The 24,538-nt window shown below is 40.1% G+C and carries 23 protein-coding genes; 2 read left to right on the top strand and 21 right to left on the bottom strand.

Annotated elements, in window-relative coordinates; genetic code table 11:
- Positions 1 to 26: 26 nt before the first annotated feature.
- A complete protein-coding gene (locus HNR43_RS06610) occupies positions 27 to 896 on the bottom strand; it encodes a BMQ_0737 family morphogenetic spore coat protein (protein WP_183242371.1) in 870 nt (289 codons plus the stop codon).
- 189 nt (positions 897 to 1,085) lie between these two features.
- Here HNR43_RS06610 and HNR43_RS06605 point away from each other — a divergent pair, with 189 nt between their 5' ends.
- Positions 1,086 to 1,424, top strand: coding sequence for a DUF3992 domain-containing protein (locus HNR43_RS06605; protein WP_183242369.1), 339 nt, complete (start codon positions 1,086 to 1,088; stop codon positions 1,422 to 1,424).
- Positions 1,425 to 1,459: 35 nt separating this feature from the next.
- On the opposite strand, the gene HNR43_RS06600 is transcribed toward HNR43_RS06605, so the two are convergent.
- From HNR43_RS06600 to HNR43_RS06520, 17 genes are all read right to left on the bottom strand, one after another.
- Complete coding sequence (locus HNR43_RS06600; protein WP_183242367.1) at positions 1,460 to 1,894, bottom strand: DnaA N-terminal domain-containing protein; 435 nt, start codon at positions 1,892 to 1,894, stop codon at positions 1,460 to 1,462.
- 52 nt (positions 1,895 to 1,946) lie between these two features.
- Positions 1,947 to 2,192, bottom strand: a complete 246-nt coding sequence (locus HNR43_RS06595) for a YuzB family protein (protein ID WP_183242365.1) — start codon at positions 2,190 to 2,192, stop codon at positions 1,947 to 1,949.
- A 79-nt stretch (positions 2,193 to 2,271) separates the two neighbouring features.
- Positions 2,272 to 2,784: a hypothetical protein gene (locus HNR43_RS06590; protein ID WP_032101839.1), complete on the bottom strand. Its 513-nt coding sequence runs from the start codon at positions 2,782 to 2,784 to the stop codon at positions 2,272 to 2,274.
- A 4-nt stretch (positions 2,785 to 2,788) separates the two neighbouring features.
- A complete protein-coding gene (gene menC, locus HNR43_RS06585; protein WP_425486525.1) occupies positions 2,789 to 3,955 on the bottom strand; it encodes an o-succinylbenzoate synthase in 1,167 nt (388 codons plus the stop codon).
- Positions 3,956 to 3,967: 12 nt separating this feature from the next.
- Entirely contained in the window at positions 3,968 to 4,675 is a 708-nt protein-coding gene (locus tag HNR43_RS06580) for an ATP-binding cassette domain-containing protein (RefSeq protein WP_183242363.1), read from the bottom strand.
- Between the two features lie 13 nt (positions 4,676 to 4,688).
- Entirely contained in the window at positions 4,689 to 5,465 is a 777-nt protein-coding gene (locus HNR43_RS06575) for an ABC transporter ATP-binding protein (protein ID WP_183242361.1), read from the bottom strand.
- Positions 5,446 to 6,732 carry a branched-chain amino acid ABC transporter permease gene (locus HNR43_RS06570; RefSeq protein WP_183242359.1) on the bottom strand — a complete coding sequence of 429 codons (1,287 nt, stop codon included), beginning with the start codon at positions 6,730 to 6,732 and terminating at the stop codon, positions 5,446 to 5,448. The genes HNR43_RS06575 and HNR43_RS06570 overlap by 20 nt, the downstream gene beginning before the upstream one ends.
- A 9-nt stretch (positions 6,733 to 6,741) precedes the next feature.
- Positions 6,742 to 7,728 (bottom strand): branched-chain amino acid ABC transporter permease, encoded by a 987-nt coding sequence (locus HNR43_RS06565; protein ID WP_183242357.1) that lies wholly within the window; start codon positions 7,726 to 7,728, stop codon positions 6,742 to 6,744.
- Between the two features lie 126 nt (positions 7,729 to 7,854).
- Positions 7,855 to 9,060, bottom strand: a complete 1,206-nt coding sequence (locus HNR43_RS06560) for a branched-chain amino acid ABC transporter substrate-binding protein (RefSeq protein WP_183242355.1) — start codon at positions 9,058 to 9,060, stop codon at positions 7,855 to 7,857.
- A 317-nt stretch (positions 9,061 to 9,377) separates the two neighbouring features.
- The gene (locus HNR43_RS06555) at positions 9,378 to 10,547 is read right to left on the bottom strand and encodes a sugar ABC transporter permease (RefSeq protein WP_183242353.1); all 1,170 of its coding nucleotides are present in this window, start codon (positions 10,545 to 10,547) and stop codon (positions 9,378 to 9,380) included.
- Between the two features lie 3 nt (positions 10,548 to 10,550).
- Positions 10,551 to 12,104 (bottom strand): xylose ABC transporter ATP-binding protein, encoded by a 1,554-nt coding sequence (locus tag HNR43_RS06550; protein WP_281380365.1) that lies wholly within the window; start codon positions 12,102 to 12,104, stop codon positions 10,551 to 10,553.
- Positions 12,105 to 12,120: 16 nt separating this feature from the next.
- On the bottom strand, positions 12,121 to 13,203 hold the full coding sequence (gene xylF, locus HNR43_RS06545) for a D-xylose ABC transporter substrate-binding protein (protein WP_183242351.1): 1,083 nt from the start codon (positions 13,201 to 13,203) through the stop codon (positions 12,121 to 12,123).
- A gap of 180 nt (positions 13,204 to 13,383) precedes the next feature.
- The gene (locus HNR43_RS06540) at positions 13,384 to 14,616 is read right to left on the bottom strand and encodes a response regulator (RefSeq protein WP_183242349.1); all 1,233 of its coding nucleotides are present in this window, start codon (positions 14,614 to 14,616) and stop codon (positions 13,384 to 13,386) included.
- A complete protein-coding gene (locus tag HNR43_RS06535; RefSeq protein ID WP_183242347.1) occupies positions 14,594 to 16,033 on the bottom strand; it encodes a sensor histidine kinase in 1,440 nt (479 codons plus the stop codon). The genes HNR43_RS06540 and HNR43_RS06535 overlap by 23 nt, the downstream gene beginning before the upstream one ends.
- Complete coding sequence (locus tag HNR43_RS06530; RefSeq protein WP_183242344.1) at positions 16,030 to 17,016, bottom strand: sugar-binding protein; 987 nt, start codon at positions 17,014 to 17,016, stop codon at positions 16,030 to 16,032. Before HNR43_RS06530 ends, HNR43_RS06535 begins: the two co-directional genes overlap by 4 nt.
- Before the next feature lie 78 nt (positions 17,017 to 17,094).
- Positions 17,095 to 18,780 (bottom strand): methyl-accepting chemotaxis protein, encoded by a 1,686-nt coding sequence (locus HNR43_RS06525; protein ID WP_246346267.1) that lies wholly within the window; start codon positions 18,778 to 18,780, stop codon positions 17,095 to 17,097.
- Positions 18,781 to 18,852: 72 nt separating this feature from the next.
- Complete coding sequence (locus HNR43_RS06520; RefSeq protein ID WP_183242340.1) at positions 18,853 to 19,752, bottom strand: DMT family transporter; 900 nt, start codon at positions 19,750 to 19,752, stop codon at positions 18,853 to 18,855.
- Between the two features lie 161 nt (positions 19,753 to 19,913).
- On the opposite strand from HNR43_RS06520, the gene HNR43_RS06515 reads away from it, so the two are divergent.
- Complete coding sequence (locus HNR43_RS06515; protein WP_183242338.1) at positions 19,914 to 21,257, top strand: potassium transporter TrkG; 1,344 nt, start codon at positions 19,914 to 19,916, stop codon at positions 21,255 to 21,257.
- A gap of 12 nt (positions 21,258 to 21,269) precedes the next feature.
- Here HNR43_RS06515 and HNR43_RS06510 read toward each other — a convergent pair whose 3' ends face one another.
- From HNR43_RS06510 to cdr, 3 genes are all read right to left on the bottom strand, one after another.
- Positions 21,270 to 22,460, bottom strand: a complete 1,191-nt coding sequence (locus tag HNR43_RS06510; protein ID WP_183242336.1) for an MFS transporter — start codon at positions 22,458 to 22,460, stop codon at positions 21,270 to 21,272.
- A 92-nt stretch (positions 22,461 to 22,552) separates the two neighbouring features.
- Complete coding sequence (locus tag HNR43_RS06505) at positions 22,553 to 22,849, bottom strand: rhodanese-like domain-containing protein (RefSeq protein WP_183242334.1); 297 nt, start codon at positions 22,847 to 22,849, stop codon at positions 22,553 to 22,555.
- 11 nt (positions 22,850 to 22,860) lie between these two features.
- Positions 22,861 to 24,501 (bottom strand): CoA-disulfide reductase, encoded by a 1,641-nt coding sequence (gene cdr / locus HNR43_RS06500; RefSeq protein ID WP_183242332.1) that lies wholly within the window; start codon positions 24,499 to 24,501, stop codon positions 22,861 to 22,863.
- Positions 24,502 to 24,538 lie beyond the last annotated feature (37 nt).

Here is a 24,538-nt window from a genome sequence, read left to right as displayed (position 1 = left end):
GAGCTTCGCTTCACGCGTCGCTCTCTTTATCGTAATGGACAACTTCGTATTTGAACATGTTGTGGGCATATGTCTACTTGTTGTTCAACGCGTGGTGTACATGTCGTTCCTTCCATTTCAATTTTTACACGTCCGAGCGATTGGATATGTTGACAAAGATGAATAGAAATGAATATTTGCGGGCACGTTGTCGAAAGAAGCGCCGCTTTACAGTCAGCTACAACCGTTTCACAGACGACGTTCGTCCCCGCTGGAGCACATAATAACACGTCTTCGACCGTTGCTAATGAAATCGGCTTTGTCTTCCATACCGTTCCATCTTTCTGTGTACATTGTAATACGACAAAAGTTTCGACGAGAACATATACTTTTTGTAATTCAACCCGTTTTCCGTTTGGCAACGTGACATGCACGGTCTGTCGTTCATCAAGCGTATGACAAGCAATTTGTTCTGGTTCAATCGGCTGTCCGCACGCATCAGTCAATATGCAGCGAATATGTTCACAATCGCCAAGACGATCGAGTTGTTGATGAAGTTGAATGCATACGCGTCCGATGCACGTGCCATTTCCTTTACATTCAACATGCACGTCGCGTAAACGCGCCATCGTCAATGAACGGGATTCCCCTTCTTGTAATGAACATGCGATTTCTCCGTTAATCAAGACGTCCATTTGTTGTCCGCAACCTTGTTCATATACAACCGTCACCGTTCCAAACGCATGCACATGTTCTTCCGCTGACCATACGATCGTTTTTTCCCCGCATGGCGCACAAATGTTAACACAAATCTTGTGTTCGACAATCGGCTCGGTCACCGCCTCTCTTTTCGTTAATTTTACCGAACGCGCAACCCAATCAAACACTTTTTCCACATGAATACAATGTTTTTCCATCCACCTCTCCCCTTTTCATTCGATATATCATACTATGTGTGTATGTATATTTGTGCATAGGCACGCAACGAAAAAATGTTCAAAAATTAGGTATAAAATAAGGGGCAACGTCCTATACACTTTGCCATTTTTTGCATTGTATATAAGGGAAGATGATTCTTCAATAAAAAACAAAAAGGAGCGGATACAATGAGCTGTGGCGGATGTTGTCCAGACCGTCCAATCGTAACGGATGAAGTTTGTCAAAATTGGGAGTTTCGTTGTGACGGTACAGATCGTACAATTTGGGAAGCAGATAGGGATCTTATTAAACCGTTTGGAACAGTAACGGTATTAGTGGAAAATAGTTGTGATGGTGTCGAGGTACGCGTGAACGATACATTAATTGCTACGTTAACAGAAGGACAATCGTTTTCCAAAACATTCAATAGTTTACGTAAAGTATCAATTAAATGCCTTAAAACAGAAACTGATGACGGGCTTTGTTGTGGAAAATTATGTATGACAGTGCATTATAAAAAATGTTAATGAGTGGAGGTGTTCCGCTAGCTGGAACACCTTTTTTAATGAATATACGTTTTCGGCACGGGTTGTTCATCGGTTGCGAGTAATCGTTCAAGGAAGTCAGTACGTTCACGTAGTTGCGCCATTTCTTTTTCTATTTCTTCCATTCGCCTCTCTACTTTAGTCACACGCGCTTCGAGGTTCCACGTTTGTTTTTCGAGAGCGATCATGTAGTTCCACATGCGCATAAATTGTTCATCAGACAGCTCATAAGGGGCTTCAAACTGGATAGGCAGTCGTTTGCCGCAAACTTTTTCAATCGCTTGTTCGATGTGAGACGTATATAACGTTTGAAGCCAATTTTTTTGTAATGGGTTCGTGCAATGAATAACGACTTTATCGTCTTCCATCGTCGCTGTCGTTCCTTCGATCCATGTGTGAAAAGCGAGCGAGGACATCATGCGAGATAAAACGTTTTTCACTTCTGACCACATCGTTCTCCCCCCTTTCACACATGGAATTAAACAAAAATAAAAAAATTCCTTCCTATTTTTTTCGAAACGCCCACCATTGTTTTGTTATTTCATAAGCAATGCGGTCATACAATTCATCCGTCGTCGTCGCTTTGACAACTTCGCCATCGAGTAAAACGAACGGGCAATGTTTGCATGTTTTACATTTGCCAACGCAATCTTTTCGTTTTATTTTTACATGTCTGAACGTTTGTTTGAAAAACGCATATAACGTTTTTGTTGCAAATTTATTTTTCTTGCAAAAATGCATTTTTTTCATGTCGCCACACTCCAAGTATGATAACTATAATCATTTTCATTTCTATCATACTTCGAATGTTTGATTCCTTCAATGATTTTTACGTGGCATATCGTTGTAATTGCTCAAGTGAACGAATGATGTACGGAATCATATGTAATAAGTCGTCGACATGGCTTTCGTTAATCGTGCGTCCGAAATCAATCGTCACTTCATGCGTGTATCGTTCATTTTGTCCATATGTATACGTCAACGTTTGTAAAATGATGCGGCGCTCTCCCCAAATGTGTTTTAACGTTTGTTCTACGTCAGCTCCATCGACGTTTGTCGCTAAAAAAGAAAACGAAACGGTTACCGTACAGCCTGCATGCGTTGCATCTTCATATAACAGTTCGTTCGCAATATGTTGAAGCGTCATCGCAAGCGAAATGGTGCACGTCACTTCATGCGCATGCCGCAATTGAAAAGAAAGCGCATATGCGCGCGTAAATTTGGCTAAGTCGACAACGTCAGAACGATCCACGACTGTAATAAGCTCATCGCTTATATCTAAATCATATATCGCTCCTTCTACCACCGTTTTTAAATTATCAAAAATCGTCGGGTCAAACATATGATCATCCTTTCGAGCGCTTATATATTTTTGAGCGAACGATACGCCGTTCTACTTCGGCCAAATTGACTGCATAGCCGATTCCATGTTGTTTTTGAACGAAAATTCGCCCACGATGGACAGTCACTTCTGGTTCGATAAAATCACGTTCCCAATAATTTGCGGATGCCGCTGTATCGCTTGGAAGAGAAAAGTGCGGAAGCGTCGCTAAAGCGATGCTATGTGCTCGTCCGACCCCGCCTTCTAACATGCCGCCACACCATACAGGAATACGATGTTGCTGGCATAAATCATGAATGCGTTTTGCCTCTATTAATCCACCTACTCGACCAATTTTTATATTGATCACGCGGCAACTTTTTAACTCAATCGCCCTTTTTGCATCTTCATATGAACAAATGCTTTCATCTAAACAAATCGGCGTTTGCAATTTCGCTTGTAGCTTCGCATGATCAACGATGTCATCTACAGCAAGCGGCTGTTCAATCATAAGCAACTCATAGTCATCAAGCGCTCTCAGGCGGTCGATATCGCATAACGAGTAAGCGGAGTTTGCATCCACCATTAGCGGAACATGCGGAAAATGGTGACGAATCTCTCGAACAACATCAACATCCCATCCGGGCTTAATTTTTATTTTTATACGTTTGTATCCTTCCGCAAGCGCCTGTTCGATCCGTTTTAATGTATTTGTTATCGGCTGAATGCCGATGCTGACACCCACGTCCACTTCTTGTTTTTCACCGCCTAACGCAACGTGCAACGGCATATGATGGCGTTTCGCAAATGCATCCCAAACGGCCCCTTCAAGCGCTGCTTTCGCCATATAATTGCGGCGAATGAGCGAAAATCGGTCACGCAATTCATCCGGATGATAAACAGGTGCTTGAAAAAGAAGCGGAATTAAAAATGCTTCAAGCATATGCCACGTCGTCTCGATCGTTTCTTCTGTATACCACGGAGCAGAAAACGCGACGCCTTCTCCCCATCCGTGCACACCATCTTGATCTATGACTTCAACTAATAAAACCGGACGTTTTTTCATCGTCCCAAAACTTGTCGTAAATGGTGATTTTAATTCCATTTCTAAGTATCGTAAAATAACTGTATGAAATTGCACAAAAATCCCTCCAAAATCATTATACAAAAAGGCGCTAGCTTTTGTCGCCATGCGCCTTTTTGTTCATCCTAAATACGCTTCTCGCACTTGTTCGTTTCCGAGCAACTCTTTTCCTGTTCCTGACATTGTAATTTCTCCTGTTTGAATGACGTAGCCACGATGGGCAATTTGAAGCGCTTGGAATGCGTTTTGTTCAACGAGCAAAATCGTCATTCCTTCATCGTTTAACTCGCGAATAATATGAAAAATTTGTTCGACGATAATTGGGGCTAAACCCATTGACGGTTCATCTAGCATAAGAAGTCGAGGCTTCATCATTAAAGCACGACCGATCGCTAGCATTTGTTGTTCTCCGCCGCTCATCGTTCCCCCTTTTTGTTGTAAACGCTCTTTTAGTCGCGGGAAATAATGAAACACCCGTTCCATTCGTTCAGCTATTTCTTTTTTATCTTTTACCGAAAAAGCTCCCATTTCTAAATTTTCTTTTACCGTCAGTCTCGGAAAAATTCGCCGTCCTTCCGGAACATGAGCGATGCCTGATAATGACGTAATATGTGGGGGCGTATTTGTGATGTCTTTTCCTTCGTACAAAATGCTCCCGCTTTTCGCCTTCACCTGCCCGCTAATCGTTTTTAACGTCGTTGATTTTCCAGCACCGTTACTGCCGATTAACGTAACAATTTCCCCTTCGCACACTTCTAAATCAATTCCTTTTAACGCATGAACTCCGCCATAAAACGTATGAACACGCTCTAGCCGCAGCAAACTCACTCGCTATCCCTCCCTATGATGCTGTTGTCGCTCCTTTGCCTAAATAAGCTTCAATCACTTTTTCGTTGTTTCGAATGTCATCTGGGGTACCTTCAGCAATTTTTTCTCCGTGGTCTAACACAATAATATGTTCGGAAATTTCCATAACAAGCTTCATATCATGTTCAATTAAAATGATCGTTAGTTGTAGTTGTTCGCGCATATGGTAAATGAGCTTCGTTAATTCCGCTGTCTCTTTCGGATTCATTCCCGCAGCTGGCTCATCTAACAGCAACACTTTTGGCTTTGTCGCTAATGCGCGGGCAATTTCAAGTTTTCGTTGTGCCCCATACGGCAAATTTTTCGCCTCTTCGTTATAAAGCGACTCTAACCCAACGTATTGCAAAAGGCGATACGCTTCTTGCTTCGCTTCTTTTTCCTCTTTGCGCATAAGTGGCGTGGAAAACATCGTATGAAATAACCCGCTCCGCAAATGTGTATGCATGCCAACCATGACGTTTTCTAAAACTGTCATCGCTCCGAACAAACGAATGTTTTGGAACGTGCGCGAAATGCCTTTTTGTGCGACTTGATGCGGTTTTAAACCAACGATCGACTCACCGTTTAGTAAAATATCGCCACTCGTCGGCTGATATACACCTGTGACCATATTAAACAACGTCGTCTTTCCTGCACCGTTCGGTCCAATGACTGCTGTAATTGATCCTTTTTGTACGTCCATATTAATATTGCTGTTTGCCGTAAGTCCACCAAATTGTTTCGTTAATTGTTTAACCGTTAAAATAGACATCTTTCGCCCCCTCCTTTCCATCTACCATATTCGTTGCACCGCTTTTTAACTCTTTTTCGTCAAAACGAGGGTTTTTTGCTGGCAATAACCCTTGTGGCCGGTACAAAGCGAATAAAATTAAAATGACTCCGAAAATAAACCGTTGCATTTTTGCTGGAGATAGCGCATCAGGAATGTGAACGACTCCACTTAAACTAAGCTGGTTCAACCAGTTTGTTAACTCTGTAAGCACTTGAAGATTTAAAATCGTTACAAGTGCTGCACCGAGTATAACGCCTGGTACGCTACCCATTCCTCCTAAAATGACCATGACGAGAATTGTAATGGATTCAAGCAACGTAAAGCTTGTCGGATCAACAAACGTCTGTTTTGCAGCAAAGACGACGCCCATCATTCCTGAAAATGAAGCGCCAACAGCAAACGCCATCAACTTCGTACGGACCAGTGGAATGCCCATCGCTTGCGCAGCAATCTCATTTTCGCGCACCGCTTTCCACGCTCGTCCAATTTTTGAATACTCTAAACGTCGAACGACAAAAATGGTGAGCAGTAGAATAACTAATACGACGTAATAAAATTGGCTTGGGTACATGAACTCTAGTCCAAACAACTTCGGTGGTTGGACAGAAGCAAGCCCCATCGCCCCGTTTGTAATGTTGATCGGCTTATCTAAGTTATTAAAAATAATGCGAATGATTTCTCCAAATCCGAGCGTCACGATGGCTAAATAATCACCTTTTACACGCAACACCGGAATGCCTAGCAATATTCCAAATATCGCAGCGACAATGCAACCGATAATTAAAAATACCCAAAAGCTTTCTCCGGATAACGGATATTGTCCAAATGGCATAAAGTTATTTGCTTGCGTTGTGGCAAAAATACCATACGTATAAGCACCAATCGCAAAAAAGGCAACAAATCCTAAATCTAGTAGACCGGCAAGTCCAACGACAATGTTTAAACCGAGCGCCATGGCGATATAAATCCCGACTAACGTCGCCACTTCCATATACGATTGATATGCTTCTCCTTGGCTAGCGGCTAATGGCAGTAGTACGCTTAATACGACAATGCCTATCACCCATTTCACGCGATGCGAAAACGTTGTGAAATGTAAAAGTAAAAGCGAGGAAAGCAAAAGTAAAAAAGCAACAACCGATTTTTGCGCTAAATATAAGCTAATAAATGTTACGACAATATATACAGCGATCACAATTGCCTGAAGGCGTTTATTTTGCTCTAGTACGTTCAGCCATTTTTTCATGTTGACCACCTACACTTTCTCGATAGACACTTTTCCGAATAGTCCTTCTGGCTTAAAAATGAGAACCATAATTAAAATAGAAAAAGCAAACACGTCTTTGTACTCTGCTCCTAATATACCGTTAGAAATGATTGGTAAGTTCGCCGCCGCAAACATTTCAAGCAGCCCGAGAACAATGCCACCGAACATGGCCCCGCGAATATTTCCGATCCCCCCTAATACTGCTGCAGTAAAAGCTTTCAATCCTAAAATAAAACCAATGTATGGATCAATCGTTCCGTATTGAATCGCAAAAAGAACACCGGTTGCTCCTCCTAGCGCAGAGCCAATAAAAAACGTTAAAGCGATGACTTTGTTGACATTTACACTCATTAGTGCAGCCGTTTCACGATCTTGGGCAACAGCACGCATTGCCATTCCCCATTTTGTTTTATTCACAAAAAAGTCAAGCGTCACCATCATAACAACAGCTGTAACTAAAACGATAAAAAATGAGGACTTAACTGAGGCGTCATGAAATCCTGACCAGATAGAGGAAGCTGAAATACTTACTTGCCCAGTAAACAAACTTGGACCGGTTAAAATGTAGTTTCCTTTCTTCAACTCTGTAATAAAACGGACAAAATCTTGCAATAAAAATGAAATACCGATTGCTGTAATAAGGGTAATTAATTTTGGAGCGCTTCGTAACGGACGATATGCAACTCGTTCAATTCCCATGCCAAGCAATCCTGTCACAATCGATGTCGCCACAAGGACGAGAAGTAAAGACAGCAACATAGGCATAGACGATAGCCAACCAAAAGCGGAAAACGATAAGAAAAGAGCTGTGCCAACAAATGCACCTGTCATAAAAATTTCCCCGTGTGCGAAGTTGATAAGCTCTAAAATGCCGTACACCATTGTATATCCGAGGGCAACAATCGCGTATACAGCTCCCAATGCTAATCCATCAATGACGACTTGAGGCAATGTTTGTAGCACATGTTCGATCATATGTCGTTCCTCCATTTCCTTGTCTTTATCTAAAATTACCTAGTCCCTTTTCCTATCAATAACATGTAAAAAATTATAAGAAAAGGGTACGGCAAATTGTCATACCCTTTTCAAACGTATTTATCTTTATTTGCTTACCTCATCTTCTAATCGTGCTGGATACGTTGCTTCTTCAAATTTATAAATGTAAATTTTCGCGTATTTGTTGTCCCCTTTTTCATCGAAGCTTACTTTCGTCACAACCCCTTCATAATCTTGCACTTTCCGAACAGCATCAGCTACTTGTTCGCGAGTAGGAAGTTTATTTCCATTCGCTTTAATTGCCTCTTCAATCGCTTTTAACAAGACAGCCATTGCGTCATACCCATAAGCAGAGTACGATTCAATATTTTTACCAAACTTTTGCTTGTACTTTTCTGCAAATTGCTTTCCAGCTTCTGTCGCCGTTGCTACACCTGCTGCTGATGTAATGAACGTATTTTTCACCGCGTCGCCTGCAATTTCAACAAGTGTAGAAGAGTCCATTCCATCTCCACCCATAAACGGTACGGTAATGCCTTTATCACGCGCCTGTTTAATTAACATTCCACCCTCTGTGTACATCCCACCGAAATACACGAGATCCGGCTTTTTCGCAAGCACTTGGTTTAGTACACCGTTAAAGTCTTTTTCACCAATTGTAATTCCTTCAAATCCGACAATTTCAGCACCTGCTTCCTCCGCTCCTTTTTTGAATGCTTCAGCTAATCCTGTACCGTATGCCGTTTTATCTTGAATGATAAAAATTTTCTTCGCTCCTAATTTTTCAACAGCAAATTTTGCACCTGCTGGGCCTTGGAAATCATCGCGTGCACAAATGCGGTTCACCGTTTTTAAGCCACGATCTGTCACGTCTGTTGCTGTGTTTGCTGGAGAAACCATTGGAATGTTATATTTCTCGTAAATTTCTGAAGATGGAATCGCAACGCCCGAATTCAAATGTCCAACGACACCTAAAACTTGTTGATCCGCTCCGATGAGTTGAGCATTAGCTACCCCTTTTTTCGGATCTGCTTGATCGTCATATGGAACAAGCTCCAATTTAAACCCTAATTTTTCGAACTTTTCTTTTTGTTCTTCTAAAGCAAGTTGAGCTCCAAGTTTAATCGATTCACCTAACGTCGCTGCTCCACCAGACAGAGGGCTTTGAGTGGCAATTTTAATGACTGTCCCCCCTCCAGCTTCCCCGTTGTTTTTCGATGTTTGCGATGTTTTATCCGCCGAACAACCAGTCAACAAACCAATCGCAAGCGTAGCGGATGTGAAAATAGAAAACACCTTTTTCCTTTTCATGCAAATCCCCCTTTTTATTTTCAAAAAATTTAATATTTTCACAACAATAATATAATATGAATCTTCTGAATATACAAGATATATTTTCAAAAATATGAGAGAAAAGATATAATTTCAATCAAAAACTGATGATTATAACAATACGTGCCATCTCTCTTTCTATTTATTTTCGTTTTCTGGAGTTGAGGAGAAACAAAATGAAATGTATGAATACATTACCGTTAACAATATACCTCTAAAATATTTCCATTTTCATACAAAAAACCGGAAAGTCAGCATCGCCTGGCCTTCCGGTCGCACCTCTTTAATCTATTTTTTTAATTTGTTTTCCGCTTTCGACTAGCAATATCAATCCAAACGGCTAAAATTAAAATGCTCCCTTTTACGATATATTGCCAAAATGTTTCCATACCTAACAATGACATTCCATTATCAAGCGATGTCATGACCATGGCACCGATGATCGCACCGATGATTGTACCAGATCCGCCCATTAAGGATGTTCCACCGATGACGCAGGCGGCGATGGCATCTAGCTCGTACATTTGTCCCGCTGAAATCGTTGCCGATGATAAACGTGCTGTTAAAACGAGTGCAGCGATAGCAGAAAGCAAGCCCGTAAAGACAAACAACATCATCGTATGGAGTTGGATATTAATCCCAGATAACCGGGCAGCTTCCACGTTTCCTCCGATGGCGTATACGTGACGACCAAACGTTGTTTTTGTCGCAATGAATGAGAAAATAAGCGCCAAGGCAATGACAAAAATAATCGGAAACGGAATTCCTTTATAACTGTTCATTGTAACAACAAATACTAAAATAAGTGCACTAATAACGAATAATTTTGTTAGTTCAAAAGGTAATGGCGAAACAGTGAAGCCGTATTGTTGGCGCGATTTTCGCTTACGAAACGTTGAAACAAATAGCGCAACGACGGCCATCGCCGCAAGTATAATACCAAAAACATCTGTAAAATATGCGCTTCCTAAAGCAATAAACTGCGCATCAAAAATTGGAATGGTTGTTGACTTTGTGATTCCCATTAATGCTCCGCGGAAAATCATCATTCCACCTAACGTAACGATAAACGCAGGAATGGCTCGATAAGCAACTAACCAACCTTGCACAAGTCCGACAAGTGCACCTGCAAGCAACGTACATAAAATGACGACAGATGTCGGCATCCCCATCCAGTTGCTTAAAATGGCTGCAACACCACCTGTAAGACCGACAATCGAACCGACGGAAAGATCAATATGTCCTGCAACAATGACAAGCACCATACCAATGGCTAAAATAGCTGTAACCGACATTTGTGTAAATAAGTTCGATAAATTGCGGGCACTCAAAAATGTCTCATTTAACATACCAAAGAAAATCCAAATAGCAATGAGTGCACCGATCATCGTATAAGCACGAATATCTATTTTGCCAAATACATTTTTCTTTTTCGGTTGCTGCTCGATGACTGCCTTTATTTCCATAACTCATTCCCCTCCTGTCGCTGCCATCATAATATTTTCTTGTGTTGCTTCATCGTGCGACAATTGTTTCACGATTCTCCCTTCACGCATAACATAAATGCGGTCGCTCATTCCTAAAATTTCTGGAAGTTCAGAAGAAATCATCATGATAGCAACGCCTTCTTTTGCTAATTTATTCATTAAGTGATAAATTTCATATTTTGCTCCAACATCAATACCGCGCGTCGGCTCGTCTAATATTAAAAGTTTTGGTTTCGCCATTAACCATTTCGCCAATACAACTTTTTGCTGATTCCCTCCAGATAACGTACCGACAGCTGTTTCTAAAGATGCTGTCTTCGTTTTTAGTTCATCGACATATTTTTGGCTCCACTTTAATTCTTCATTTTGATTGATCACTTGTAAGCGGCTAATATTTTTTAAGCTAGCTAATGTCGTATTTGTTTTCACATCCATTCCAAGTATAAGCCCCAACCTTTTGCGGTCTTCTGTGACGAGTGCAATACCTGATCGAATCGCATCTTGCACCGAACGAATGTGCACTTGTTTCCCTTCCAACCACACTTGCCCTTCTGCTTTTCCTTCGTATGCACCGAATAAACTCATCGCGAGTTCCGTTCGTCCTGCCCCCATCAATCCTGCAATGCCAACAATTTCCCCAGCGCGAACAGTTATATGGATACTGTCGTTGATTTTCATCGGCTTTTCTTTATGCCAAACAGAGTAGTTTTTCACTTCTAATACGACATGACCTAGCGTTTTTTTGACGTACGGATAACGCTCTGTCAACTCACGCCCAACCATGAGCGCGACAACTTCATCCTCGTTCGTTTCTGCACGTGAAAGCGTCACAATTGACTTTCCATCGCGCAGTACGGTAATCGAATCAGCAAGTCGAAATACTTCTGGCATTTTATGAGAAATATAAATACATGCAACCCCTTGTGCTCGTAGCTGTTCTAAAATGCCCATTAAAATTTCAACTTCACTTTCTGTTAACGCTGCGGTAGGTTCATCTAAAATTAAAATATTTGCTTGTTTGGCTAGCGCTTTAGCAATTTCAACTAACTGCTGTTGTCCAATACCAAGTGAGTGGATTTTTGTTTGTGGAGAAATCGTTAATCCGACTTTTTTTAACCATGTTTCTGCTTCATAATACAATTGGTCCCATTGAATGACACCGAATTTACGTGGCTCTCTCCCTAAAAAAATGTTTTCACCAACAGTCATTTCTTTTACAAGCGCAAGCTCTTGGTGAATGATCGCAATGCCTGCTTGTTCCGCATCGACAATATTTCGAAAAGAAACAGGTTTGCCATCAATACGAATTTCCCCATCATATGTTCCGGTTGGATACAGCCCGCTTAACACTTTCATCAACGTTGATTTTCCCGCGCCATTTTCACCACAAAGCGCATGAATTTCTCCTTTTTTCACTTTGAAACTGACACGATCAAGTGCTTTCACGCCGAGAAATTCTTTTGTAATATTGATCATTTCTAACGCATACATTCGTTTCACTCCCGTTGTATCATGTTGAAAATAAGGGTCTGGCAAAGCCAGCCCCTTATCTTCATTGTTTTGGCCATTGATCTTTCGGTACGTTTTTAAATACGTCTTCTAATTTGTGATACCCATCTTTAATGACTGTGTCTAATACACTTTCTTTTGTTACAGCAATTGGATCAAGTAAGACAGATGGAACGTCAATTTTGCCGTTTGATACCGTTTGGTTCGTTTCGATTTTCTCACCTTTTGCTAAAGCAACTGCCATTTCTGCTGCTTTTGTTGCAATCGCTTTAATCGGTTTATATACTGTCATCGTTTGCGTTCCTTCAACGATACGTTGAAGTGCTGCTAACTCGGCATCTTGTCCTGAAACAGGTACTTTCCCCGCTAATCCTTGTGCCGCTAAAGCTTGAATAACACCACCTGCTGTTCCGTCATTCGCTGCGACAACTGCTTGAATGTTGTTGTTATTTGCTGTTAATGCGTTTTCCATGTTTTTCAATGCTTCTTCTGGTTTCCAATCTTTTGAGAATTGGTCGTAAACAATTTTAATGTCGCCTTTTTCTTCAAGTGGCTTTAATACGTTCATCGCTCCTTGGCGGAATAAATGAGCGTTGTTATCTGTATCTGCTCCACCGATATAAACATAGTTTCCTTTTGGTGCTTTTTCTACAATGGCTTGTGCTTGCATTTCACCGACACGCACGTTGTCAAATGAAACGTAATAGTCTACTTCCGCATTTTTAATTAAACGGTCATAAGAAATAACCGGAATTCCTTCTTTATGTGCCTTTTCTACGATCGCTGCGGACGCCTCGGCGTTATGAGGTACAACAACGAGAACATCAACGCCCTCTGAAATGAGTTGTTCTGCCTGGCTCAACTGCGCAGCATCGTCTCCATTTGCTGCTAGCGTTTTCACTTCTGCACCGAGTTCTTTCACTTTTGCTTCAAATAATTCTTTATCCCGTTGCCAACGTTCTTCCTTTAACGTATCCATCGAAAAACCGATGACAATTTTATCATCGTCTTTTTTCGTCGATTCGCTTCCCCCTTCGTTTCCCGAAGATACAACTCCGCATGCTGTTAATGCAGAGGCTAAGACGAATGTTGCCGCTCCTTTTGCGACATGTTTCCACCACTTCACATGTATTCCCCCTTGTTTTTCATATTGTCTACATGTTCAGCGTACCATAAGAAAAAGAAAGCGTTTTCTTTGTTTTCTTCACTTATTTGCGATATATTCGCACAAATTAAACGCTTTCATTACTATAAAAAGGAACGAATCAGCATTTTTTTGTCGTTGAACAAAAAAGTGCGAGCATTTTTATAAGCGCCCGCACACGTCTTGACGATATTGTGTTGGTGTCATATTTGTTACTTTTTTAAACACGCGGCTAAAATAGTTTGGATCTTTATATCCGACGCGGTAACAAGCTTCTTTCACCGTTAATCCTTCGTCGCACATCAATTGTTTCGCTTTTTCGATGCGTAAATGTGTTAAATAATCAGTAAACGTTTGACCGATTTCTTTTTTGAATAGTTTGCTGAAGTAATACGGTGTTAAATGAACGTATTTTGCTACTTCTTCAAGCGTCACATCATAACAATAGTTTTCCTGTAAAAACATTTCGACTTGCTCGATGACGCTGCCACTTGTTTTTATATGGATATGTTCCACGTCATCCGTTAACGGAACATCATCAATATGCATGACTCGACTAAATGACGATACATAGCGCGCAGCAGTCCACGCCTCTTTATATGAGCGTTTCATTCCGTCAATACCTGACTGGATCGTACCAATCCCAATCTTTACACGCTGTTGCAACGCTTTCTCGAGCTGCTTTAACAACGACTGAACAAACGAAATGACATGTTCGTCCTGCTTGGCTTCAATAAAAATCGCCATTTGTCTTTGATTAAGCGAGCTACATAAACAATGTCGCTGTTGTTTTATGCATTGCTTCACCGTTTCTTCCCATTTTTCACGTTCATATGCATCAGCCTTTTCTAGTTCCACGACTATTGCGTATCCGTTTTCAAATTCCATACCGGTAAACGTATGAGCTGCACATTCATCCATTTTTCCCATGAACAACCATGTCCAAGCTATTTCACTTAATGCTTGCAGTTGAACGAGTTTTTCACGGGCGGTTAATTGTTGTTCACGCATCGCTTGCTCTTCCGAAATTTGATGTAACAATCTTTGCAACAAATCAATCATTTGTTGTTTTTTGGCAGGTTTTAACACATATTCACTTACGCCGAAAGAAATAGCTTCTTTTGCATATGTAAAGTAATCATATGCTGTTAAAATGACGATTTTCGTCTGTGCATCCATTTTGCGTATTTCAGCAATCGCTTCAAGTCCTTGAATGCCTGGCATTTTCATATCCATAAAAATGATATGCGGCCGATGTTCCTCTACTTGCTGAATGGCCCTTCGACCGTGTTCTGCATGAAAAATCGTAAACGTATGTGGAAATGAGCGTTCAATCATCAACTGCAATCCTTCCCGCTCTAGTGGCTCATCATCAGCAATAAGTAGCTTGTACATCGCTTTCCCTCCTTGGCAATCGTAAAATAATAGCCGTTCCTTCGTTTGGCGCACTTTTTATGTCGAGTATTTTTTCTACTCCGTAAAAAAGCTGAAGACGTCGTAACACATTTTCTAATCCAAGTCCTGTTGAATGACCTGTTTTAATCAAGGAATACGATGCATTCATGATGGCTTGTTGTACATCATACGGCATTCCTACACCGTTATCCGCAACCGTTACTTGAATACAATTTCTTTTTTCTTCGATGATTAATTGAATGTTCGCCCCTTCTTCCATCTCTTCAATCCCGTGAATAAAAGCATTTTCGATGAGAGGTTGCAACGTTAAACAAGGAATGGGCTGTTCCAAACATGATTCATCTACCCTTACTTCAAAAGTAACGCGATCGCGAAAGCGGGCTTTTTGAATCGCAAAATACTCTTTCGCATGTTCTACTTCTTCACGCAAAGTGACAGGTTGATCGAGCTTACGTAAATTGTATCGCAATAAATTTGATGTAGATACGGTTAGTTCGCTCGTTTGTTCCGCTCCTTCGAGGTAAGCAAGCTTGGAAATGACGTTCAGCGTATTAAATAAAAAATGAGGATTAATTTGACTTTGGAGTGCTTTTAATTCTAGCTCACGCACAAGTTTTTCTTTTTCTAATATTTCCATATTTTCCGAAATTAATATTCGCAAATTTTCAATCATATGTTGAAACGTTTTACCGAGCAACCCAATTTCATCATGTCCATCAAAGCAAGGAATACGTGTATCGAGTTGGCCAGCTGATATTTTTTTTGCCGCATGAACGAGATGGTGGATCGGAATGACAATCGTCCGTGATAGCCATATCGCAAAAACAATGCTTAAAATAGTTGTTAAAGTAAAAAGCATTCTACCTAGTGCATTCATTTGTGACGTATGCTGTAATATTTGTTTGTATACTGGTTGATATAAGTTCAACTCAACATCAACGAGCGCTTGGCTATCTTCGCGAATAAACGAAGCAATCTTCTCAATTTCATTGTACTGAACGGCATAGCCTGTGAATTGTTGTTTTGTTAGTTGATGAATAATCGCTTGTTCTAAATCGAGAAAGACATAAACCATATTTTTGTAGTTTTCGAGCGTGAACGCATCATTTCCTTCCAATTGTCTTTCGGTTAACTCACGGTGCAACTTTTCGAGTCGTTTTTTATGTTCGATCAGTTGCTTATAATTGTATTCATCTTGGTGAATTAAGTAGCTACTTAAAAAACGTACATTTTCTTGTGTTTCAAGCGAAATTTGTTTATATAAAAAGATGCGTTGCATCATGACATCATAGCTTTCTTGTACTTTTTTTCCGCTTTGAAAAATAAAAAACGCGATACAATTCAATAGAAGAACGAGAAGCGGAATAAAAACAAACAATTTCGTCCGAATTTTCATTTGTTTCTCCCTTGCTGAATGTTTTGGTAGTCAATCACTCCCGTGGCTGTAAAATGCTCTTTGTCAATTTGTTTGCCAGAAAGGTGATCAGCCATGAGCTTCACTGCCGAATATCCCATATCATAAGGTTTTTGAACGACCGTTGCGACAATATCTCCTTCTTTAATCGCTTCCATCGTTTCTTCTACATCGTCAAAACCGAAAATTTGAATGTCTTCACGGTGCAAGTTTTTTATCGCCATCCGAATACCAATCGCATCTAGCGCACTTGTGCCAACCATAACAGAAATATTCGGCTGTTTTCTTAACATTTGTTCTGCTTGAATAGACGCTTGAATGCGCGAAATATTCGATGAGGCAACGGAAACGACTTTTAAACGTGGATATTCAGTAATAACAGATAAAAACCCTTGTAAGCGCAGACGTTGGTTTTCTGATGTATCCGTCCCAATTATAACCCCAATCTCTTGTTTTCCTTCTACACGGGAAACAACTGCCTGTCCAAGCAATCGACCAGCTTCAAAATTATTTGTTCCAACATAAGCGATGCGGCGGCTCTTTGGAGCATCGGCATCAATTGTAATTACAGGTATATTTCGCGAAATAGCTTTGTCAATAAGTGGTGTAAACGCTTCATCTTTTAAATTTTGAACAATAATGCCATCGACACGAGAAGCAATCGCTTTTTCGAGTAATTTCACTTGCTCCTCGATGCTTGTTCGGAGAGGGCCGATGTATTCAATATTTACATCATACTGTTTTCCTGCTTCCTTCGCCCCCTGTTCAATTTTTCGCCAATATGGATTATCAAATTCTTGGGATATTAAAATCACATGTGGGAAGTGTGACATCATTTTTTGTTCATGTTGTAGTTTTGCTACTGTTTTTTCAAGCTGTTTTGTTACGGTGATAAAGTGAAAAAAAACATATAAAAACAAAACGAGAAATATAATAAGACTGATTGTCCATTTTTTTTGTGCCATTGTCTTCACCTAATTTTACTATAATTCTTTTTGATAACGTTTACAATTATTTTTGAAGCGACAGGTTGTCTGCCGCTTTTATACAATAAATCGATTAGTCGTTTCTTTCATCTTTTCTGCAATATCATACAACCGTTGAGCTGTTGCGGCTACTTCTTGGGCTGATGCAGTTAACTCTTCTGACGAGGCGGTGACTTCTTCTGTTGCTGCTGAATTTTCTTCAGCTACTGCGCTAATTTGCTCAATGCGGACAATGACTTTGTCTTTTTCTTTAACGATTTCATCCATTGCTTGTTCAGTTGAAACAATAAGAGGGGCGATATGGCTAATGGATGTTAAAATGTCAGCAAATGAACGTACCGTTTTTTCAACGGCATTCGCTTGGTCTTTAATAAAGAGATGCACTTCACTTGATGTATAAATGACATCATCTGTATTTTTGCTAATTGAGGTAATGAGTTGAACAATGTCTTCCGTAAATGATTTCGATTGTTCAGCTAATTTACGCACTTCATCCGCAACAACTGCAAATCCTTTCCCTGCTTCTCCAGCACGTGCTGCTTCAATGGCAGCATTTAAAGCTAATAAGTTGGTTTGATCCGAAATCGTCGAAATCATTTCTGTAATTCCACTTATTTTTTGTACGGATGCCGTTAATGTTTGAACGTGGTTTGTTACCGTTTCAAACGCTCGTTTAATTTGATCGATGGTTGCTATTAATACATCCATTTCTTTTTTACCGATATCTGCCCGTTCAGACGTACGAAGTGCTTCTTGCTTTACATTCGCCAGCTCTACATACACACGTTCAACTTTTTCAGTTAAGTAAGAAAGTGAATGCGTCATATCAGCCAAATCGTTCGCTTGTGCTGCTGCTCCTTGCGATACTTGTTCCATCGTTGCCGCCACTTCTTCAGTAGAGGCAGACATTTGTTGTGAAGTAGCAGATAGGGCACTCGATTGTTGATCAATCGCATCTGCTTGCATTTGAATATGAACAGCCATATCCCGAAGCGCTTGTTTTGTTTTAGAAAGCGCGCGTGCCATTTCACCAAACTCATCTTTTGCATCAAGAAGTTTTTCAGGCAGTGGCTTACTAAAGTCACCGCTAGCTATTTGTTCAAGATGTTGTTTTGCAATATGTAACGGCTTCATGATTCGCATCGAAATAAATAAGTGATAGGCAATAATCCCTACAATGACAAACAACACAGAAATGGCAATCACCTTGACAATGACGCTATTAATCTCTTGATTGACGATTTGCTTTGGCATGCCGACAAAAAACATACCAATGACTTCACCACGCTCGTTCTTCATTGGCAAATAACTCGTTACATACGATTTTCCAAGCACGTTCGCTTCACCGATATAGCGATTTTGTTTTTTTATGACTTCTTGTACAACTTTCGGATCAGCTTTTGTCCCTATTTGTCTTTGGCCATCTTTCATGACTGTTGTTGCCACACGTTCGTCGTTCAGAAAAATCGTACTATCTGCACCAACGACTTCCTTTATGTAGTCGACAACTTCCTCGTTTTCGTTCATTTTTATTTCCCCTTTATATAGTGCCCCCTCTTTTATTTGCCATGCTCCAGGAAATTTTGCATCAATCAGTTGCAGAGCAAGTTGAGCGTTCGTCGTCATTACTTTGTTCGCAATCAATGATTGAAATTGAACATAAATGATACCGTTAATTAGTCCAACTAATAAAAAAACGGTAAGAATGTATACAGCTACAATTTTTCCACGCGTTTTCACCATTCTCTCCTCCATTTTTGTGAATTCATGAGCAACACTATTTTATCAAATAAGAAAAAAACAAACATTTATTTTTTACGAAGAGGACACGATTTTTTGTTTTCCTAAAAGAATAACTGTTGTAATAATTAATAGACTGCCAAGCGTTTGAAAAAAGCCGAACGATACGTGTAAAAATAAAACAGAAGCAATAATAGCCGACAAAGGCTCTACACTAGATAAAATACTTGATTCTGTCGGAGATAAATATCTAATGCTTTCAATAAACAGTAAGAAAGCAAGTAACGTTCCACATATGACAATAAATAAAATCGAAACAATCGTTGGAAAATCTAGCGTGAAAAATGGCCCCAGAAACGAACGTACGATCGGAATCATAACAACTCCTCCAATTACCATCGCCCAACCGACAATAATAAGTGAGTCCCATTTTTTTAATAGTTTTGCTGAACAAATCGTATAAAATGCAAGAAGCACACCTGATACAACTCCCCATAAAAATGCGGGAAAGGAGATACTTAATGCACTTAATTTTCCATTTGTTAACAACAAAAATATCCCACAAGTAGCTAAAATGAGCGCACCCCAGATCGAAACAGATGGATGTTTCCGCTCACGTATCAAAAAATATAAGACAATGTAAATCGGTGCTAAATATTGTAATAACGTTGCAGCCGCAGCGTTTCCATATGCAATGGACAAAAAATACGTATATTGCACTCCAAGCATACCTACTAAGCTGAAAGAAATGAGCAACAGTCGACTATTTCTCTCACGCCAAATATGAAATAAGGGAATACCACGAAACGATGCGAAAGCTAATAAACAAAAACCTGAAGCGATCATTCGTACAAAAACAAGCCACTCTGTTGTTATATGTTTTTGCTGAAACACCCATTGTGCAGCTGTGCCAGAAAGCCCCCACATTGTCGCTGCAATGACAACCATCCATAATCCTTTTATACGCGTTGACATATATCCCAACCTTTCTTATCATCGGTTAGTTATCATTATAAAAAAACAAAAAGTTTTGTAAATACAAATATTTCTTGATCAAAAAACATACTTGCATTCCTTTTCACCATTTGCCAAAATCAAAATATGTTCAAAACGAAAACATGTGAGGGAGTAAAGCTGTGAAGTCTCGAAAATTATCCCGTCTATCTACCGTTCAGCTTATTGTTTTGTTTTACTTTGCAGCTGTTTGTGTATCCACACTGTTACTATGGCTGCCTTTTTTCCATCAACCCGGTGTGAAACTGAGCTTTGTTGATGCATTATTTACTGCTGTAAGTGCTATTAGTGTAACCGGGCTAACTGTCGTATCAACAGCGCATACTTTTAATACACCTGGTATATTTGTATTAGCTTTTATTCTCCAATTTGGCGGCATTGGCATTATGGCACTTGGTACATTTATTTGGCTGATGTTTGGAAAAAAAATCGGGTTTCGCGAACGTCAACTTATTATGACGGATCAAAATCAATCAACATTTGCTGGTTTAGTGAAGTTAATGAAAGAAATTTTAACGCTCATTATCGCTATTGAACTGATTGGCGCGATCATTTTGGGCATATATTTTCTTCGCTACTTTTCATCATGGCAAAAGGCGTTTTTTCAAGGCTTCTTCGCATCGGTGAGCGCAACAACAAACGCTGGATTTGATATTACAGGACAATCGCTTATTCCATTTGCTGACGATTATTTTGTCCAAACAATACATATGATTTTGCTTGTGTTAGGAGCCATTGGTTTTCCTGTGCTCATCGAAATAAAGGAATTTTTATTTTATCGTCAAAAGCAACAATATCGCTTTTCACTTTTCACAAAATTGACGACCGTCACATTTTTTCTACTCGTTTTATTTGGAGCATGGGCGATTTTATTGATCGAATGGAATCAATTTTTTGCTAATAAAACATGGCACGAATCACTTTTTTATGCGTTATTTCAATCGATTTCTTCTCGCAATGGTGGACTAGCAACGATGAATGTTGCCGATTTTTCTGAACCGACGTTACTTGTTTTAAGTGCACTCATGTTTATCGGTGCCTCTCCAAGTAGTGTAGGGGGAGGGATTCGAACAACAACATTTGCCATTATGATATTAACCATTTTCTTTTATGCCAAAGGGAAAAACTCGATTAAAGTGTTTCAACGAGAAATTCATCATGAAGATATATTAAAATCGTTTATCGTGTTCGGAACAGCTTCCATTCTTTGTTTTTTAGCTGTCGTGCTCCTTTCTTTTTCAGAACCGTTTACAATGACGGAAATTGTCTTTGAAGTATGCTCCGCCTTTGGAACAACAGGCTTATCCATGGGCATCACGTCACAACTAAGCACATTTGGGAAGCTAGTTATTACCGTCTTGATGTTTATCGGACGAATTGGTATTTTATCATTTTTGTTTCTTATCCGTGGCAACAAACAAAAAGAATCGTATCATTATCCAAAAGAACGCATTATTATTGGTTAAAAGCGAAGGTATTTATGCTCCTTCGCTTTTTAACTCTTCTTTTTTACGAAACATCGTGTACATCATTAACAAAAGTGATAAAAATCCAAACAAAACGACCATATTTTCTAATCCAATGGTATCTAACAAAAATCCCGAAGCTAACAATACGGTTTGGAACGTCACGCGATCAAACATATTTTTAAATGAAAAAAATCGGCCGTGATATAACTTTGGGACATTCGTTTGAAAAATCGTCGCAATCATCGGGAAAAAGCAACCGACACATATACCAAACAAACCAAACGAGACAAGTGAAACCCATTTAATATGAGCAAAATGCAAAGATAGTTGCGCAAAAGCAATGAAACAAGTTAATGCATACATCCATTTCACATACGTTTGTTCACGAGCGGCATACTTAATGAAAAAAGCTCCAAATAAAAATCCGATTCCTTCAATGGTATACAGCCATCCTTTAATTGACGAATCATGTTGTAATTCACTAATATTGATAACCATTAAATTAAATCCGCCAATAAATAGCTGCGGCACAATCGTTAAAACAACCGCAATATAAACGATAGGCAATTGACGAATGATTGGAAATATGTCTGTAAATCGCTGTTTTTCTTTTGTATTGTGTTTTGTTTCGCGCCTTTCTTCTTTTATATCAATAAAAAAAGTAAGTAGAAATAGTAAAATGTACGCAACTATCGCGCCAATATATAACGTTTGCAAACTTGTAATCATAAGAAGCGCACCACCAAAGGCAGTACCGGAAATACGCGATAACGCTGAAATATTCATGTGCATCCCATTGATCGTCATCAGTTGTTTCTCATCCCGCACAACAAGTGGGATAGTCGCTTGCAACGTTGGGAAATAGAAAGCGGCTGCGACTTGAATGGAAACCATAAAACATACCATGAGGAAAATAGATTCATATTTTAAGGCGAATAACATAAAAAAAACGCTACATATACGACCAATCCCTGCATATAAAAGAATATGCTTTTTTGCGTATGTATCAATCCATCTTCCTGCTATCGGACTAACAATCACACCAGCAAGCAATCCCGAAAATAAAATAAGCGACTTCACAAAGTCGGAAGGAATATGTTTCTGCATAAATTCTAAATTCCCAATAATTCCAAGCCATAAGCCAATCCCTGCAATAAATTCCCCTATGAAAATAAGAATAATATTTTTATTTTTCCACATACGTATTCCCCTTCTCTCACTTCCAATACATGTATTTTATTGTACAATAAAACGATGCCAAGTGCATAAAAAAAGACTGGCACATCGCCAGTCTATTCCACTTCTCCTTCCCAACTCATCATGCCACCTACCATGTTTTTCACATGAAAGCCTCGTTCTGATAGCCACTCGCACGCTAATGCACTTCGACCACCAGAGTGACAAACAACAATGTACGTTTTGTTTGGATCTAGTTCGTTGAGACGAGCAAATAGTTGCCCGAGCGGAATATGGCGTGCGTTCGGAATTTTTCCTGCCGCCACTTCATGCGCTTCCCGAACGTCTAGCACTTCGACATTTGCTTCATGACGCAAGGCATCTGCTTGTGTCGGTAAAATATTTTCAAACATATTTATTCCTCCTACCTTACACTCGAATACAATTTATATCCACCGTCTAAATTTTTTGCTTCAAAGCCATGTTCTTTCAAAATGCGAGTGGCTAAATATCCACGCAAACCGACTTGACATGTAACATAAATCGTTTGATCTTTCGGCAATTCATGAAGGCGATCGCGCAAGTCATCAAGTGGAATGTTGATGCTTCCTGGAATTGCCCCTCTTGTTTCTAATTCTTTTGGCGTACGAACATCAATGAGCACCCCGCCGTTAGCAACGATGTCATCAATTTCATGCCATTGCACCGTTTCTACCATACCATCTAACACGTTTGATGCTACATATCCAGCCATATTGACTGGATCTTTCGCTGATGAAAACGGCGGAGCATAAGCTAATTCTAAGTCTGGTAAATCATATACGGTTAGTCCGCCTTTTATCGCTGTTGCAATAACGTCAATACGTTTGTCCACGCCATCTTGTCCGACTGCTTGCGCCCCATAAATGCGACCTTGACGATCGAAAATTAATTTTAGCGTCATTTGTGTTGCGCCTGGATAATAGCTTGCATGACTCATTGGATGAACATGAACGACTTCATAGTCGATGCCATGGTGTTTTAATATTTTTTCGTTCAATCCTGTCGCTGCTACGGTCATATGAAAGATTTTCGCGATTGACGTACCAAGCGTTCCGTTATACTTTACGTCACGACCGTTAATGTAGTCAGCAACGAGGCGGCCTTGGCGGTTTGCTGGCCATGCGAGCGGAACAAACGTTTCAAATCCATGAATAAAGCTTTTGACTTCAATTGCATCACCGATTGCAAAAATATTTGGATCAGACGTTTGTAAATGTTCATTTACTTTAATCGCACCACGAAAACCAAGTTCCAATCCTGCTTCTTTCGCCAACTGACTTTCCGGCTGAACACCAATGGCTAAAATGATCATATCTGTTTCGATCGTACGACCACTTTTTAACACGACACGACGTCCTTCGTCTTCAAACGCTTGAACGCCATCTTCTAAAATTAAATCGACACCATGCTCTTTCATATGTGTATGCACAATTGCTGCCATCTCGTAATCAATCGGTGCCATCACTTGATTCGCCATTTCAACAAGCGTCACATGCACCCCGCGCTCGGTTAAGTTCTCAGCCATTTCTACACCGATAAAGCCACCACCAATAACGACCGCACGTTTCGGTTTTTCATTATCAACAAACGATCGAATACGGTCTGTATCCGGTACATTACGCAACGTAAAGAGCGCTTTTGCCTCATCAATCCCCGGAATTGGTGGTACGATCGGCTTGGCACCTGGCGACAAAATAAGAACATCATACGGTTGTTCATACTGTTCATTTGTTCGTAAATTGGTTACCGTTACCGTTTTTCGTTCACGATTAATGCTTGTGACTTCACTTAAATTGCGCACATCAATGCGAAAGCGTTTGGACATGCCATCAACGGTTTGAACGAGCAATTTGCTACGTTCTTGAATGACATCCCCAATATAGTACGGAAGCCCACAGTTCGCGAATGAAATGTATTCACCTCGTTCAAACATAATAATTTCATCTTTTTCGCTTAACCGACGCAAACGTGCTGCGGCAGAAGCCCCTCCAGCTACACCACCAACAATAACAATTTTTCTCATCATCTATCCCCTCCATATACAAGTACGTGTAACCGTA

Source organism: Anoxybacillus mongoliensis (assembly GCF_014201515.1).
GTDB lineage: Bacteria > Bacillota > Bacilli > Bacillales > Anoxybacillaceae > Anoxybacillus > Anoxybacillus mongoliensis.
The sequence above is the reverse complement of the archived record's forward strand: the minus strand, read 5'-3'. Positions and strand labels throughout refer to the sequence as shown.